At 39.1% G+C, this 16561-nt stretch carries 14 protein-coding genes; 9 read left to right on the top strand and 5 right to left on the bottom strand.

What is annotated here, in order from left to right:
* Positions 1 to 82 precede the first annotated feature (82 nt).
* Positions 83 to 1453: a cysteine--tRNA ligase gene (gene cysS, locus B5D46_RS00450; protein WP_078927759.1), complete on the bottom strand. Its 1371-nt coding sequence runs from the start codon at positions 1451 to 1453 to the stop codon at positions 83 to 85.
* A 358-nt stretch (positions 1454 to 1811) separates the two neighbouring features.
* Between cysS and B5D46_RS00445 the strand changes: the two genes are divergently transcribed.
* Positions 1812 to 2306 (top strand): peptidylprolyl isomerase, encoded by a 495-nt coding sequence (locus tag B5D46_RS00445; RefSeq protein WP_031490601.1) that lies wholly within the window; start codon positions 1812 to 1814, stop codon positions 2304 to 2306.
* Positions 2307 to 2328: 22 nt separating this feature from the next.
* Positions 2329 to 3075, top strand: a complete 747-nt coding sequence (locus B5D46_RS00440; protein WP_078927758.1) for a UDP-2,3-diacylglucosamine diphosphatase — start codon at positions 2329 to 2331, stop codon at positions 3073 to 3075.
* Between the two features lie 106 nt (positions 3076 to 3181).
* Here the strand turns inward: B5D46_RS00440 and polA are convergent, their stop codons facing one another.
* A complete protein-coding gene (gene polA / locus B5D46_RS00435; RefSeq protein ID WP_078927757.1) occupies positions 3182 to 5980 on the bottom strand; it encodes a DNA polymerase I in 2799 nt (932 codons plus the stop codon).
* A gap of 380 nt (positions 5981 to 6360) precedes the next feature.
* Here polA and B5D46_RS00430 point away from each other — a divergent pair, with 380 nt between their 5' ends.
* The gene (locus B5D46_RS00430) at positions 6361 to 6819 is read left to right on the top strand and encodes a type III secretion system chaperone (RefSeq protein ID WP_159442978.1); all 459 of its coding nucleotides are present in this window, start codon (positions 6361 to 6363) and stop codon (positions 6817 to 6819) included.
* Positions 6820 to 6846: 27 nt separating this feature from the next.
* Positions 6847 to 9294: a hypothetical protein gene (locus B5D46_RS00425; RefSeq protein WP_078927755.1), complete on the top strand. Its 2448-nt coding sequence runs from the start codon at positions 6847 to 6849 to the stop codon at positions 9292 to 9294.
* A 176-nt stretch (positions 9295 to 9470) separates the two neighbouring features.
* Here B5D46_RS00425 and B5D46_RS00420 read toward each other — a convergent pair whose 3' ends face one another.
* Entirely contained in the window at positions 9471 to 9866 is a 396-nt protein-coding gene (locus tag B5D46_RS00420; protein WP_078927754.1) for a YtxH domain-containing protein, read from the bottom strand.
* A 232-nt stretch (positions 9867 to 10098) separates the two neighbouring features.
* On the opposite strand from B5D46_RS00420, the gene B5D46_RS00415 reads away from it, so the two are divergent.
* Both B5D46_RS00415 and trxA read left to right on the top strand, forming a co-directional pair.
* Positions 10099 to 10722 (top strand): 7-cyano-7-deazaguanine/7-aminomethyl-7-deazaguanine transporter, encoded by a 624-nt coding sequence (locus B5D46_RS00415; RefSeq protein WP_078927753.1) that lies wholly within the window; start codon positions 10099 to 10101, stop codon positions 10720 to 10722.
* An 82-nt stretch (positions 10723 to 10804) separates the two neighbouring features.
* Entirely contained in the window at positions 10805 to 11128 is a 324-nt protein-coding gene (gene trxA / locus B5D46_RS00410) for a thioredoxin (protein WP_031490608.1), read from the top strand.
* Between the two features lie 194 nt (positions 11129 to 11322).
* Here trxA and B5D46_RS00405 read toward each other — a convergent pair whose 3' ends face one another.
* Complete coding sequence (locus B5D46_RS00405) at positions 11323 to 12159, bottom strand: enhanced serine sensitivity protein SseB (RefSeq protein ID WP_078927752.1); 837 nt, start codon at positions 12157 to 12159, stop codon at positions 11323 to 11325.
* A 230-nt stretch (positions 12160 to 12389) separates the two neighbouring features.
* Here B5D46_RS00405 and B5D46_RS00400 point away from each other — a divergent pair, with 230 nt between their 5' ends.
* Positions 12390 to 13391, top strand: a complete 1002-nt coding sequence (locus B5D46_RS00400; RefSeq protein ID WP_078927751.1) for a D-alanine--D-alanine ligase — start codon at positions 12390 to 12392, stop codon at positions 13389 to 13391.
* 90 nt (positions 13392 to 13481) lie between these two features.
* Here B5D46_RS00400 and rho read toward each other — a convergent pair whose 3' ends face one another.
* On the bottom strand, positions 13482 to 14741 hold the full coding sequence (gene rho / locus B5D46_RS00395; RefSeq protein ID WP_031490616.1) for a transcription termination factor Rho: 1260 nt from the start codon (positions 14739 to 14741) through the stop codon (positions 13482 to 13484).
* 297 nt (positions 14742 to 15038) lie between these two features.
* On the opposite strand from rho, the gene dctP reads away from it, so the two are divergent.
* Both dctP and gloA2 read left to right on the top strand, forming a co-directional pair.
* Entirely contained in the window at positions 15039 to 16037 is a 999-nt protein-coding gene (gene dctP / locus B5D46_RS00390; RefSeq protein WP_078927750.1) for a TRAP transporter substrate-binding protein DctP, read from the top strand.
* A gap of 124 nt (positions 16038 to 16161) precedes the next feature.
* The gene (gene gloA2 / locus B5D46_RS00385; protein WP_078927749.1) at positions 16162 to 16542 is read left to right on the top strand and encodes an SMU1112c/YaeR family gloxylase I-like metalloprotein; all 381 of its coding nucleotides are present in this window, start codon (positions 16162 to 16164) and stop codon (positions 16540 to 16542) included.
* Positions 16543 to 16561 lie beyond the last annotated feature (19 nt).

The following is a 16561-nucleotide window of genomic DNA, read 5'->3' as shown; positions in this document are numbered from 1 at the left end:
TTAAAGTAGTCTTATATTCAAAGCAATGGGATAAAAAAAAAGCCATGATAAAAATCACAGCTTTTTTTTAGAAATTTAGCGCTTAAACACGGTGCCAGGTTGTTCCCTGTGGACCATCCTCAAGCTCAATATGCATCTCTTTTAGCTTATCACGAGCGGCATCGGCACGAGCCCAGTCCTTAGCCTTGCGAGCCTCGTTACGCTCCTTGATTAAAGCCTCAATCTCAGCAGTATCATCATCGCCTGCACCTGAGGTCAGGAACACAGTAGGATCCTGCTCAAGAATACCCAGTACTGAAGCAAGCTGCTTCAAACGACCAGCAAGATACTGAGCTTTTTCACCTGACTCCTTGTTAATCTGTTTTGCAAGGTCAAACAGAACAGAGATAGCACCAGGAGTATTGAAATCATCGTCCATGTACTCCTTGAACTTTGCAGTGTACTCATCTTCAGCAGTCTCTGGCTCAAGAGGAGTTGTATCACGCAGAGTGGTGTACAGTCTGTTAAGTGCAGCTCTTGCCTTATCAAGATTCTCCTGTGAATAGTTCAGAGGACTTCTGTACTGACCTGAAAGCAGGAAGTAACGTACAGTTTCTGCATCGTATGACTCTAATACGTCACGGATGGTAAAGAAGTTGTTCAGAGACTTTGACATCTTCTCTTCATTAATCATCACCATACCAGAGTGCATCCAGTAATGAACATACTTTGAGTGATGTGCACAGCAGCTCTGAGCAATCTCATTTTCATGGTGAGGGAAGATCAGATCTGAACCACCGCCATGAATATCAAATTCTGCGCCCAGGTGCTTGCCGTTCATAGCAGAACACTCAATGTGCCAGCCTGGTCTACCCTCGCCCCATGGAGACTCCCATGCAGGCTCACCTGGCTTAGACATCTTCCAGAGCACGAAATCCAGAGGATTATGCTTGGTCTTGGCAACTTCAATACGGCTTCCAGCCTGAAGCTCATCAATCTTCTGACCAGACAGACGGCCATATTCCTTGAATGAGTCGATATTGAACACAACGTCACCGTTGTCTGAAACATAGGCGTTGCCGTTATCAATCAGTTTCTGAACCAGAGCAATGATTTCCTTGATATTGTCGGTAGCACGTGGCTCAATATCAGGACGCTTGATGTTAAGAGCATCGAAATCCTTGTGCATTTCTACAATGAACTGCTCTGCAAGATCTTTTGCAGGAATACCGCGCTCATTGGCTCTTCTGATAATCTTGTCATCAATATCGGTGATGTTTCTTATGTAGGTAACATCGTATCCGGAATAACGCAGATAACGTACAATCACATCGAAATTAACAAAGGTACGAGCATGACCGATATGACACAGATCGTATACGGTAACACCACATACATACATGCCTATCTTGCCTTCGTTGATAGGTTTAAATTCCTGCTTGCTTCTAGTTAGTGTGTTGTATATTTTTAACATTTTTTTTCTCTGCGTTCCGTATGAAACCGTTCTTTAGGTATTTTCAGACGTATTGATCGGACCTTAAATTCTGTCCGGAAAATTGAATAATATTTACAAATGCCGTGGATTATATCATTTTTTTTGACTCAAATCATCGTTAGGACAAGTCCCTATCCATATCTGCACATTTTTTTTCTATCCGTTCCAAAGCAGATTTACGTTTAAGAGATTAAACACATTTATTACTTTCTTTTACATAAATCTTCTGAATATTTCGATATTTTCTTTTAAAAGTCATTAAAACTGAAAAAAAACGATGCATTAATTGTAAAATGAAACAAATTAACTTTTTCATCATTTTAAAGAGAGAACTTAAATGATTACTTTAAAAACTACCCTTGGTGATATCGTTATTGAGCTTGATTATGACAAGGCTCCTAATACCGCTAAGAACTTTGAGGACTATGTAAAATCAGGTTTCTACAAGGGAACCATTTTCCACAGAGTTATCAAGGGATTTATGATCCAGGGTGGCGGTCTTGAGAAGGACATGAATCAGAAACAGACCAATGCACCAATCAAGAATGAGGCTGACAACGGTCTAAAGAACGATCGCGGTACCATTGCTATGGCAAGAACCATGGATCCTCACTCAGCAACCGCACAGTTCTTCATCAACACTGTTAACAACGACATGTTGAACTTCCGCTCAAAGGATTTAAACGGCTGGGGTTACTGTGTATTCGGTAAGGTTGTATCAGGTATGGAAGTTGTTGATAAGATTGAAGCTTCTAAGACCACTACAGTTTCTTACTATCAGGACGTTCCTGTAGAGACCATCGAGATTTTAGACGCAACTGTTGAGGCTTAATCTCGGATAAGAAGAATCAGACATGGCTACTTTCATTATTGCAGATCTTCATTTGTCTGAATCCAAACCGATCCTTACAAATGCTCTTTCAAATTTCTATGAAAGAAATACTATCCTCAATGACAGGGTAATTATTGCAGGAGACATGTTTGATTTCTTTGTAGGTGTTGATAGTAATTCATCCTTTCATCAGAAAATACGTGACATCATCACTAAAGCAAAACAGAGAGGTGTAATTACTATGTTTCAGGCAGGAAATCGAGATTTTCTGCTTGATGAAGCTGCTGCTGAATATTTCGGCATGAAGCTTATCAAGGATTTCTATATCCTCAACACCTCAAAAGGCAAAGCACTGCTGCTTCACGGAGATCAGCTCTGTCTTCACGATCGCTCCTATCAGACATTCCGCGCTTTTGCTAAAAACAGATTCATCAGATTCTGTTTTATGCTGCTGCCTCTGAGTGTTCGTATCTCCATTGCACAGAAGATCCGCAACAAAAGTCAGGAACAGGAAAACAGACGCGCAGATTATTCAGAGAAGGTTCTACAGAATCCAATTGTCAAAAAGGCAGGTTCAACCTTCCTTCAGAAAACCGGATGTACACTGCTTATCCATGGTCACTTCCATGTATTCGGTGGAGAACAGAATGCATTTGGTGATGGCTTAAGCCGATTAGGACTTGGAATGTGGGACTCTCACTACAGCTACATAAAAATCGATAGAACCGATTTTAAGCTGGTACAGAGAGCAATGGAAAAGAATTTCTAGCCACATCAACCAGTTAACACAGACCAGCTGATTAGACACTTCTTTAAAATCACATTCAAAAAAAGGACCTCTTTTCAGAGATCCTTCTATAGAAATACAGCCTTGTTTAATGAGCATCAGCCCAGCTTGATGAAACTCCAACACCTACAGTCAGAGGAACTGAAAGCTTATAGGCATTCTCCATAATCTCGCTGATCTTTGCACAGGCTTCATCCACAAACGTATCCTTTACCTCAAAGATAAGTTCATCGTGAACCTGAACAGTCATTCTAATGGTGTTCTTTGGAAGAGATGCAATCCACTCATCAAGTCTAATCATCGCTGTCTTGATAACATCTGCAGCACTTCCCTGCATTGGCGCGTTAATGGCAGCGCGCTCTGCAGCCTTGGACAGCATGGTATTTGAACTGTTGATATTGGCTACGCTTATGTGTCTGCCATTGATTGAAGTAACATAACCATGTTCATGGGCATAGGCTTTAGTCTCTTCCATATACTTCTGAACACTAGGATAACGCTCGAAGTATCTCTGGATATAAACCTTTGCCTCAGCCATGCTCATATGCGTCTGTCTGGTAAGACCAAAAGCACCCATACCGTACATCAGACCAAAGTTTGTTGCCTTGGCATGTGATCTTTCCTGAGATGTGACCTCATCAATACTCTTTCCTAAAACCTCTGCAGCAGTTGCTCTGTGAATATCCTGTCCAGCAAGGAAGGCTTTTCTAAGGTTAGGATCTTCACTGATATGAGCAATCAGCCTTAATTCAATCTGAGAGTAATCGGCTGCAATAATCTTATACCCCTCAGGAGCGATAAAGGCTTTTCTGATCATCTTGCCCTCTTCAGTTCTTGCAGGAATATTCTGCAGATTAGGATCTGAAGAAGACAGTCTTCCAGTTACTGTTCCGGTCTGATTGAATGAGGTATAGATTCTGCTGGTCTTAGGGGAAATCAGAGTCTGAAGTTTTTCTGTATATGTTGAGATAAGTTTGGCAAGACCTCTATATCTTAAAACCAGATTGGCAATATCATAGTTAAAGGCAATCTGCTCTAAGATATCCTCTGCAGTTGAATACTTACCATCCTTAACCTTCTTTGGATATGGAATCTTAAGATCTTCAAACAGAACTTTTCCAAGCTGTTTTGGAGATGCGATATTAAACTCCTGTCCAGCTGAAACGTATATCTGTTTCTGAATCTCCACAAGCTCGGTTTTCAGATTACGGTTCTGAGCCTCAAGCTCCTTCTGAGAAACATATACCCCCTCGAGCTCCATGTGATACAGAACTTTTAAGAAAGGCATTTCCTGCTCAAAGAAGAGCTTGCGATTATTTTCTGATGCAAAAAGCTTTTCTGATAAGGTCTGATACAGACGGAAGGTCACATCAGCATCTTCTGCTGCATAGTTGCAGACAATCTCTACAGGAACCTCACTGATAGGGATTTTCTTCTTATCCCCAGTAATCTCTTTGTAGGTAATGGTTCTGTAGTTTAAATATCTTAAAGCCAGATCGTCCATATTCATGGCAGATGCTGAATCAAGAAGATGAGCCATTATCATGGTGTCGGCATAAACTTTTTCAATTTCAAAGTTCTGATAGTGAAGTACCAGAAGATCAAATTTAATGTTATGACCGATGATCTTCACATCAGTTGAATTCAAAACAGGCAGCAGCTTCTCTCTTACCATATCAAGAGAAAGACACTGTGGAACACCAAGATAGGTATGATTCAGAGGAATATAGTAGCCTTCATTTGCAGCAACAGATAAAGACATACCAACTAAAGATGCTTCCTGTGGCATCAGAGAGGTAGTCTCGGTATCCAGAGCAACAATTCTTGAGGACAGAATCTTATGACACAGTTCATCAAGCACATTCTCGTCAGTTACAAGAATATATTTACCGCCATTACTCTTGTAATCGGTAGGAGCAGAGCTGAAGGCAGGAGCATCTTCAGTTTTTGATGCTGCCTTGGCAAAATCAAAGCTCTGAGCCTGAGTCTTTGGGCTATCAGCAGGAGCATCCTTTTTCAGATCAGCCAGAAGCTTGGTAAATTCAAGCTCGGTATAGATTTCAATAAGATCGTTTTTGTTCAGGACAGGAGGTGTTACCTCTGAAATCTTAAGTGGAAGCTCCAAATCAGTTCTGATGGTAGCAAGTCGGTATGAAAGCTCAACTGTCTCAAAAGCCTCTCTGTATTTCTCTGCAAAAGTCTTTGAACCGCGGAAGGATAAAGATGCAATCTTATCAAGATTATTGTAGATATCCTTAATGCCGCCAAGCTCATTGATAAGAGTAACCGCTGTCTTATCACCTACACCAGCCATACCTGGAATATTATCTGAGCTGTCTCCCTTCAGAGCAAGAAAATCAATGATATGCTCAGGTTTAACACCAAATTTCTCGACAACACCTTTAGCATCAGTGTAGACATCCTTCATTGAGTCATAAAGAATGACATTGTCATCCACAAGCTGAGCCAGATCCTTATCGCCGGTACAGATAACAGTCTTTACACCTTCCTTTGAAGCATCTGTTGCATAGGTACCAAGTACGTCATCAGCCTCCACGCCTTCAATAGATACAAGAGGAAAGCCCATTGCTCTTACGATTTTATGTACATATTCAATCTGAACTCTAAGCTCATCAGGCATAGGAGGACGATTGGCCTTGTACTCAGGGTACATTTCATTTCTAAAGGACTTGCCCTTGGCATCGAAAACCACAATAAACTTGGCTCCGGCAAACTTGGATGAAAGAGAACCAAGCATTCTGGATAAAATCATGCAGACGCCGGTTGGAATTCCTTTTGAATTGGTGAATGATTTAGGAGCGGCATAAAAGGCTCTATATAGAAATGATGAACCGTCAACAAGGACTAAAGGAAGATTATCTGTCATAGAATTAGTACGAATTGGAGTATCACTAAAAAGTGTATGAATTCGTCTCCATTTTTATATTTCTGTTTTAACTTCTTAACATTATAACTTTTAAAAAAATTTATAAAAACTGACAATACTCAACATTGCATTTTTTTTGCGTTTTTTCTTAAAAAGAACAAAAAAACAGTGTTTTTTTTAAGAAATTGAAGATTTTTCTTAAATTCTGATGAAATACTTTTTTAACAGGAAGAATCACAAACAAGATATGCTTCACAGATATGTATTTATTAGATTCCTTAAAAAAAATTTCCTCAGACTATGTTCTATACTTTAGTAACTACAGAGAAAAAAAAGTTCAAATAAATTAAGGAAGTAATATGTCGCTATTCGAGAATATCATGAAAGATTTTTCGGAAGAAACAAATCTTGAAGTCAAAATCGAGAGTGATAACTCATGTGCCTTTGAGTTTGAAGATTTGCTTATCGTTTTGCAGTACCGTCAGGCAGCAGACGATATAGTAATGTTCTGTCCTCTTTCAGATCCTGAAAAAATACCAGTTTTTTCAAAAGAAGTTTTGTATAAGGCTCTTTCTCTATCATTCAATGGTGAAGGAACTGGCGGAAACTTCATTGGTATCTCTGAAGGCGCTTTAATCCTTTCAAGAATTATTCCTATTGAACAGCTGGATGGTAAAAAACTAATGAAAATTCTTTCAGAATTCTCCGATAAGGCTGTTTTCATAAGGGATGTGCTTAAGGATGTTTATTCTATCTCTAAGGGTGATGAAGATCTGGGGACACGGGATTCTGCAAAGAGCTCTGTAGCTTCTAGTTTAATGGATGTCCTTCCTGTTTAACGATGATATTAGTCTGAGGTATCTAACATGAACACGAATGTGAATATATCAATTGATAATTTACAAAACAATCAATCATATTATTTATCATCTGACGGTGAAATCAAGAAAGCCGGACTCTGGCAGAAATTCAAATGCTGGGCGAATATTGGTGAAGCCAGACAGCAGGTTAGAAATCTTGTAAGCGTAATTAAAAGCAACCTGCTTGATACCGTTACTTATGCAAAAGGAGATTCTCTTAATGAGGATTTTGCAAAGCTGGATACCACAAAAAATCTTAAAGGTTCAGATCTGAACAGGATTATTGAAAAATTTAAAACTGCAAACTCAGATAGTATTGACAAAGCTCAGGCAAAAAAGATTGAAGGAAACATAATAGAAAATGCAGTTGATTCTCTGCTAAAGGAAGGGCTGCTGGAAAAAAGATCAGCCTATAGCATGCAGGATTTGCTGCAAAAATCGATTTCACAGATAAAAGAAGAAGATTTACCTAAAAAGAATGAAGCAGGTAAAGAAGTTTTCGACAAAGAGACCTATACCCAGAAAATTGAGAAGTTTATTAAACAGTTTGTTGATACCATCAGGGAAATCAAGGAGTCTAAGCTTCCTGAAAATAAGCTCAACAATTATTATCTCGATTACATAAAAGGTAAACTTTTTGATGATGAAGGAAATCTACTGAATGTCAGTGTAGATCAGTTCAAAGGGATAGACGAAGCAAAGAGAGAATATATTCTCTCGAAGATAGGAGATGATATCGATTTAAATGACAAGAGAACAAATGAGATTATCGATTATGTTATTTCCAAGACAAAGGAGAATAAAGGTGCTGCTGATATCATAATGAAATCCTGCAAAAGTATCCTCCTCAATGGAGCAAATAAACTGCGTTCTTTAGATTCAGTTAAAAAAAGAATCGATGCTATTTTTTCAAATGCTGATGAATATAATGCCATTGGACAGAATCTGCATGGATTTAGAAAAACTGGTATCAGAATTCTTGGCTATACAGAAGGAAAGGCATTTCCTCCTGGCTTTATCACCAAATTTTATAATAAGGCCAAGGATTTAGATCTTGGACCGTTAAAAAACTTAAAAGCCACATCCTCCCCAGAAGAGATGCATAAGGCATTATTCTCTTTATACAAAAGCTTGTCAAAAGCCATGAAGTCCTCCGGAACTGCAGAGGAAATCCAGGCAGTTCAGGAAGATAGAAACTCTTTAAAGGCTTCAAAAATTCTATTTCAGAGTATTGTGCTTTTAAGAATGACTCCAGAAGAACGTGTTAACCTAAAAACAGTATTTGAGAGTCTGAATTTTGCAAAAATTCAGAATATGTACAATGAATTATATGATGATGACGGATACACCAATCAATTGGGAAGAAATAAACAGGGAACTGTAACTACCCTTGCTTTTGATATGGCAAATACAAACAATATTCTTATTGAAAACCTGGAGTTTTTGTCCAACACCAATGATATTCATACCATGAATTATGAAGGGCCTATCTTAATTCAGGAGGATAAGCTTGGGCCTGTATATGACAGCCTGCTTGATTGGACAGATGAATATATTTCAGAACAGACAGACTCTTATATTAATGATAACTTTAAAGGAGAGTTTCCAGAATCAATGAAGCAGCTTATTAAGGATAAGCTGAAATCAGAAACCTATGACAATACAGAAAACAAAAGCTTTGTCCCTGATACATCATTCAATAATGCAGTAATAAGAGAAGTCGGGACAACTATGAATCTGGCCATTCTTACCGATGCAAAGCGACTGGGCAATGGCAATATCGAAGATACATCATGCTATAAAGACCTAATTCGCGGCATGTCAGTTACCCTCCCTGGGGGCAAGAAACTCAGCACTGACTTTGAAACAGCCAGAGATGAGATTGCTCAGCTGGTGACATCCAACAATTCTGCAAAATACAGTGGATTAGATAAGGAAACAAGGCAGAAGGTCAATCTGGTTCTGGCAATGATGTCACAGGAAACAGCAAAGTCATTAACTATAGGTATTCCTGTTGCGCTTGACAAGAATGGTGCTGAGCCAGCCTTTAATATTGTAGCACCTCACGGTCAAGGAGATGCAAATGCTGAATATACTCTGATAAAAGATGAAGACGGAGCGATTAGACTTACGATTGAGACTACACATCATATTCAGCAGCTGATTGTCAATGAACAGGTAATAGAATCAGATCCTCAATCATATATTAAACAAAAACTTTCCTACTATATCAGTCCAAGTGAATTTGACAGACTTGGCAAGCTTAATCTAAATGATTTTGATGATACCAGAGTACAAGAAGCCATGGATCAGACTGGAGCTTATAACGGTCAGAATAATAAGATATTAAATGCTGGCAAAGAGATCCAGCGTGAAATGAGGATTCATTCCAACATGAAGGTAGAAATGGAAGGAAATATGAAGTTACCTAATCAGAATATCATTCAACCATAGATGATTCACTACAACAATCGCTCACTTTTACAAAAGACAGGAGTGAGCGATTTTTTGAAAAATCGCTAGAAATTCAGAGATTTTTTGGGGAAACTGAAGAGAAATCTTAGATTCTGACGAAATACTTCCGAATATCGGAAGTATTTAATTGAAGATTGAGTGGAAAAAGAAAACTGTTAATCTGAGGTCTTATCCTTCACGTAATCGACACCGTTATTGAATTTTTTCTTGGTGTAGTCAGCGCCTTTCTGAACCTTATCCTTGGACCACTCATAGCCGTCTACAGCCTTGTCCTTGGTATAGTCTGCGCCTTTTTTAACCTTATCCTTGGTCCAGTCATACCCGTCTACAACCTTGTCTTTAGTGTAGTCATAGCCATCAACTACCTTATCCTTGGTATAAACCGCACCGTCAGAGATTTTCTCTCCTACCTTTGCACCTTTCTTCTGAATATTTGAGCCGATTGCTGACATCTTGTCACCTAAAGACTCATTTGTTGAAGCATTATCTGCGGCCAAAGAGGAAAAACTGCATACTGCAGCTGCAAGAACTAATATTTTTAAAGCTTTCATACTCATCCTTACAAGAAAACAAACTACAATTTTTAGTATAGACCTTGAAAATTAGGTCGAAGTTAGAATACACAGGCTGATTATATTCCTCGGAATTTCAACATCTTTGCAGGATAACGCAAAAATAATGTGAAATACATCATAAAAAGGAATAGAATAGGCTCACTTTACGGCGGACCTTAGCGTTCTGCTAGGTTCTTTCTTTTAATTAATCCTGAAATGAAAATACAAAATGGACAAATTTTCTTTCCCTTTTTATAAGCTTTGGTTTACACATATTATTATCCTTGTTGTCAGTAACTACGCTGTGCAGATTCCTTTAGAACTATTTGGAATCGTAACAACCGTAGGTACCTTCACCTATCCTTTCGTCTTCCTTACTACAGATCTGACTGTCAGAATCTTTGGAAAAATTAGAGCAAGAAAGATTGTTTTTCTGGCTACTATTCCAGGTCTGATTGTTTCCTATCTGATTGGAACTCTGTTTGAACACGGTGATTTCCAGGGACTGACAAATCTGTCTCAGTTCTCATACTTTGTCTTCAGAATTACCATTGCCTCACTGTCAGCCTATATTCTGGGTCAGCTGTGCGACATTCTGGTATTCCAGAGATTAAGAGAGCTTAAGCTGTGGTGGCCTGCACCTGTCTCCTCCTCCATTTTTGGTAATCTTATTGATACCTATGTATTCTTCGCTGTTGCCTTCTGCGGTACCAACGATGCATTCATGGCAGAACACTGGGTGGAAATCGCAACCTTCGACTATATGGTCAAGCTTGCAGCGAATATGATTATTTTCGTACCGGTGTATGGAGTTATGCTTAAGTACATCATCAGAAAAATTACTGCTGCCTAGAACTGATTTTTAATTTCAATTTGTATTTACTGAAAATTTCTCATGATAATATAGAAAAAGATAGTATTTTTGGAGATTTGTTATGAGCGATAAAGTTTTACATATTGAAGACAGCCAGTTTGAACAGGAAGTATTAAATTCAGATAAGCCTGTTTTTGTTGACTTCTGGGCTCAGTGGTGTGGACCATGCAAAATGGTTGGTCCTATCATTGAAGAGCTGGCAGAAGAGATGGAAAACGTTAAGTTCGTTAAGGTTGATATTGACCAGAATCAGGAATACGCAGCCAAATTTGGAGTAATGAGCATTCCTAACATGCTGCTGTTCAAGGACGGAAATATCGTTAACCGCCAGATTGGTGCTCTTCCAAAGAATGAGCTTAAGGCATTCATCGAGAACAATATCTAATACTTCCAGTTTAAAGAGAACAGGATTTGAAAGCTTCCTAAGTGATATATTCACAGGAAGCTTTTCTATTTAGCCCTTTCTCCTTTTCTACTGTCCATTTTCACAACTTCTTTTCTGTTATCAGACTGTTATTTCTGCGCAGAAATTTTGCAACAGATCAGGAAATTACCCTCGTTTTCGTGAAAAGAAAACAATTAGCTATTAATATGAAAAAGACCGAACAGTCTGCGCTTTCTCTGGTAAAAAGGCTTTCCTGTTTTAGCGGCACTCTGTCCAAACTCTCCGTCATAAGGAACCATGTCAATGTACATGTTGCTTGGCAGATAATCTCTTGCTGCATCCGCTATACCTGAGAAAATCTTCTGTTTTTCACCTTTGAAATCTACAACCAGAAGATAGCTTTTCTCTTCATCACGGACCATAAGCTTAAGCCAGATGGCGTTTATGTCCTTAACAGTCTTTGAGTAATCGGTAATTGCCTTTACCATCTGATCAGGGTATTCCTTAGGATCGCCAATCAGAACATGAGTATCCTTCTTTGCAGTTACCTCGGTATGACCGTTTTCCAGCATATCCTTACGCTGTTTCATGAACTGAAGATTACCATTTGTAAATGCAAGATTATGGCTGTAAGGGTTGATGACAACACCTGCGCCTGAATCTTTAACCAGAGCAAAATAATCATCAAAGGACATTATCAGAGTCTTAACATACTCATTCTTGTAGGAATCACCCTTTCTAAGTTCATTCCAGTCAGTAAATGCAGGGAAATATACCTTATCATCTTCAGATTTGAACTGAACAAAGGAGATTGTGGAGTCCTGCTTGAAATACTTCTGTCCATCCTGCTTCTGAGCAATAGCATCATCATCAACCTTAACAATGGAAAGCAGATTTGATTTTAAAGTAAATTCCCTGGCGATATTGTCCAATAGGTCATTTCTTTTGTTCTCATCAGAGGTTTTATCTAATTCATTGAGGAATTTTAATAATTCAGGATTTTCTACCGGTTTGTTGACATCGACTTTCATAACATGGCCTTATTCTTTATTATACGTTTTGAGTTTTCACTTTTTTATGAGGTTACACTACAACGAATAGATTATGACTTAATTAGGGCAAAATAAAAGATTGCTCGAAAAAATGATCAATTATTGAAAGGCGGTCGTATAAATCGAGATTATCCGAAAATACATCTTGAAAGGAAAACCTAGAGTGTCTATCATGTTTTCAATCATATTTAAGATTATTTAGGATAAAAATGAGTACCAACATTCTTTTACTATGTGGCGGAGACGGCTCCGAGCACGACATTTCCCTTCTAAGCGCAAAATTCATTGAAGAACAGTTAAAAAAGACTCCAGAATTTTCAGTTACCAAAGCAGTAATTCACAATCACAAGTTTATCGTTGACGATAATAAGAACGGTATTTTTCTTGGCGATAACATTTTCTCTGTAGATGGAAAAGAAATCAAAGTAGACTGCGTTGTTCCATGTATTCATGGAATTCCAGGTGAAACCGGTGATATTCAGTCATTCCTTGAAATCCACAACATTCCTTATATTGGATGCAAGGCAGAGGCCAGCCGTTACTGCTTCAACAAGATCACCACCAAGCTGTATCTTGATGCTTTAGGTATTCCAAATTCACCTTATGCAATTATTCCTTTAAAGAATGACAAGTATAAGGAAGAGGCTCTAGCCTTCTTTGACAAGTATCAGGATATCTACGTAAAGGCTGCAAGTCAGGGTTCATCAGTAGGCTGCTACCATGTAACCAAGCGTGATGATGTCTGGGACTGCATTGCCGAGGCATTCCAGTTCAGCTCAGAGGTTATTCTTGAGAAGAACATCATTCACCGCGAGCTTGAGGTTGCCGCTTATGAAATCAACGGCGAGCTGAAACTGTCACGTCCAGGTGAAATCATCATTCCAGACAACAAGTTCTACACCTTTGATGAGAAATACTCAAAGGATTCAGGCACCATTACTACCGTAACTCCTGAGAATCTGTCCGAGGAAGACATCAGAACCATTCAGGATCTTGCACGTCGTGCCTTCGTTGGTCTGAAGCTACGTGATCTGTCAAGAATCGACTTCTTCCTGTCAAAAGAAGACGGCATCCTGATCAATGAAATCAACACCTTCCCTGGTGCAACACCTATTTCAATGTTCCCTAAGATGCTTGAGCACAACGGCGATGTAATGTCTGACTTCCTGGCTAAGGCTGTAAGAAAGGCAATTGCAGAACAGAGTAAGTAATACTCTGCAATTCAGATAGGATTAAAACTAAAAATCCCGTTCATACTATTTAGTAGAACGGGATTTATTGTCTTTGATGAAGGTAAGAGATTAGCCTCTCTTCATTACATCAAAGAAATCATTGTTGGTCTTGGTCATGGACAGCTTATCAATTAAGAACTCCATAGCCTCGATTTCGCCCATAGGATGTAGGAACTTTCTCAGGATCCACATCTTCTGCAGCTCATCAGGAGTAGTAATAAGCTCTTCACGTCTTGTACCTGAACGGGTAACATCGATTGCTGGATATACACGCTTCTCTGCAATCTTACGTGACAGATGAAGTTCCATATTACCAGTACCCTTGAATTCCTCGTAAATAACTTCATCCATCTTTGAGCCGGTGTCAATCAGAGCTGTTGCAATGATGGTCAGAGAACCGCCTTCCTCAACGTTACGTGCAGCACCGAACAGACGCTTTGGCTTCTGTAGAGCATTAGCGTCAACACCACCGGTTAAAACCTTGCCTGATGAAGGGATAACAGTGTTGTAGGCACGTGCAAGACGGGTGATAGAATCCATAAGAATAACAACGTCATTCTTATGCTCAACAAGTCTCTTTGCCTTCTCGATAACCATTTCAGCAACCTGAACGTGACGTGCTGCAGGCTCATCGAAGGTTGAAGCCACAACTTCACCCTTAACATTACGCTGCATTTCGGTAACTTCTTCTGGACGCTCGTCGATCAGAAGCACAATCAGAGTACACTCAGGGAACTTGGTTGAAATAGAGTGGGCAATATTCTGCAGAAGCATGGTCTTACCAGCTTTTGGAGGAGCAACAATCAGACCACGCTGACCTTTACCAACTGGAGCAACAAGATCAATAACTCTTGCAGTTAAATCTTCCTTTGAACCATTACCAAGCTCAAGCTGCATTCTGTCCTGAGCAAATAAAGGAGTCAGGTTCTCGAATAAAATCTTATGACGTGAATTTTCTGGATCGTCATTGTTTACAGAATCTACCTTCAATAAAGCGAAGTACTTTTCGCCATCTTTTGGAGGTCTAATCTTACCGGCAATTGAGTCGCCTGTTCTAAGGTTGAATCTTCTGACCTGACTTGGAGATACATAGATATCGTCAGGACCTGCTAGGTATGAAGAATCAGCACTTCTTAAGAAACCAAATCCGTCTGGAAGAATTTCAATTACACCTTCGCCGAAAATGTCTTCACCGTTTTTTGATGAGGCTTTTAGAAGCTGGAAAATAATTTCTTTCTTACTTAGGCGGGCAACGTTCTCGATTCCATTCTGCTCACACATCTGAACGAGCTGAGCAACAGGAGTGTTTTTTAATTCGGTTAGATTCATATAAGTAAAATTACAATCATTGGTCTGCATGGGGAATGCAGAAAGGATCTCTTAATTATTAAGTTAAAAGGATTTTTCCATGTTAGACCGTTACAAATAGGTCTAGGTGATTTCGTTGGACTCAACGATAGGTCGTATCATAACACAGTTTTTTTCAAAGTTTGCAATTTTTTTTGATAAAAATGCCGTTTGCTTCATCGAACATCATTCAAATTATAAATACGTTTCACAATGTAACAATTATTCGTGACCTATACTTTAGTATGTTTACCTTATTAAACTATTCTGGTGATGTTTATGAAGATTATAAGATATATATCTCTTGTTATTCTTTCTGCACTAATATTATGTACTGCAGGTACAGTACAGGCTAAGACTGTTGTAGCTATTGCCCATACCCATGAGGAAAGTCATCCTGACCATCAGGGATTTCTGGCATTTAAGGACTATGTTGAGAAAAAAGCAGGAGACAGATACGAGGTTCAGATTTACGCCAATAATGCATCCGGCTCAAATGAAGATGTAATTGATCTGATTAAATCAGGAACAATCCAGTTCATGGCGATCTCTACAGCTAATCTGGAGCCTCACAACAAGAAATATGCTGTATTTTCATTACCTTATCTTTTCTCATCTGAAGAAATCTATGAGAAGTTCATAACCGATCCTGCAATAATCGAAGAACTGGCTGAAGAGAATGATAAGGACGGATTTACTCCTCTGGCAGCCTTTACAGCAGGAACCAGAAGTTTCTATGCAAAGACTCCGATTAAGAGTGTTAAGGATCTGGAAGGAAAGAGATTCAGAATTCAGAGTGGCAAAACCAACAAGGACCTTATGTACTACTTCGGGGCTAACGATATAACTATCAGCTTCGGTGAGGTTTATAAGGCCTTAAAGAACAACATTGTGGATGGTGCAGAAAACAATGAGCTGGCCCTTGTAGATCAGAAACACGGAGAATTCTGTAAATACTATACCTACGACCGTCATCAGATGTGTCCTGATATGCTGGTAGGCTCATCTCTGTTCCTATACTCTATTCCAGAAGAAGACTTTGATATGTTCAAAAAAGCCGCCATCGAGGCTCAGAAGGTCGAGTTCGGAAGATGGAAGAAAAGTATAGAGGACGCCAAAAAGAAGGCAAAGGAAATGGGAGTAACCTTCATTGATGTTGATGTCCATGAATTCCAGGAAAAGGTAAAACCAATCTACGAGGACGTACTTAAGAATAATCCTCAGATAAAATCTCTGTATGAAAAGGCAAGAGCCTTTGATAAGAAATACGCAAAGTGACAAATTCTATCGGATAGAGTCTATGACCTTCTTTTAAAAATAAGATATTCTAAAGAGGTAACCTCGCTTGAAGTTACCTTTTTTGTTTGCCTTTTACTCTGAAAGAACAACACAGGATTATTCAATGAATTTCAACGCAGTCCATCACATAGCCATTATCGGTACAGACTACCGAAAATCCAGACATTTCTATGTTGATCTGCTTGGCTTTAAGGTTATAAGAGAAAATCATCGTGAAGACAGAAACGACTGGAAGATTGATCTTGCCTGCGGTGATATAGAAATTGAACTCTTCATTAAGGAAGATGCGCCTAAAAGATGCAGCGGACCTGAGAACGCAGGCCTTCGTCATCTGGCATTCAGGGTTGAGAGTGTGGAAGAGACAGTAAAGGAGTTAAACCGACTTGGAATTGAAACTGAGCCAGTAAGAGAAGATACCTTTACCCACAAGAAAATGACTTTTTTCCGTGATCCTGACAATCTGCCACTCGAAATACACGAGTAGCAGAAAAGATTCCAGCAAT

The sequence above is a fragment of the Succinivibrio dextrinosolvens DSM 3072 genome, from assembly GCF_900167015.1.
Classification (GTDB): Bacteria; Pseudomonadota; Gammaproteobacteria; order Enterobacterales; family Succinivibrionaceae; genus Succinivibrio; species Succinivibrio dextrinosolvens.
The sequence above is the reverse complement of the archived record's forward strand: the minus strand, read 5'-3'. Positions and strand labels throughout refer to the sequence as shown.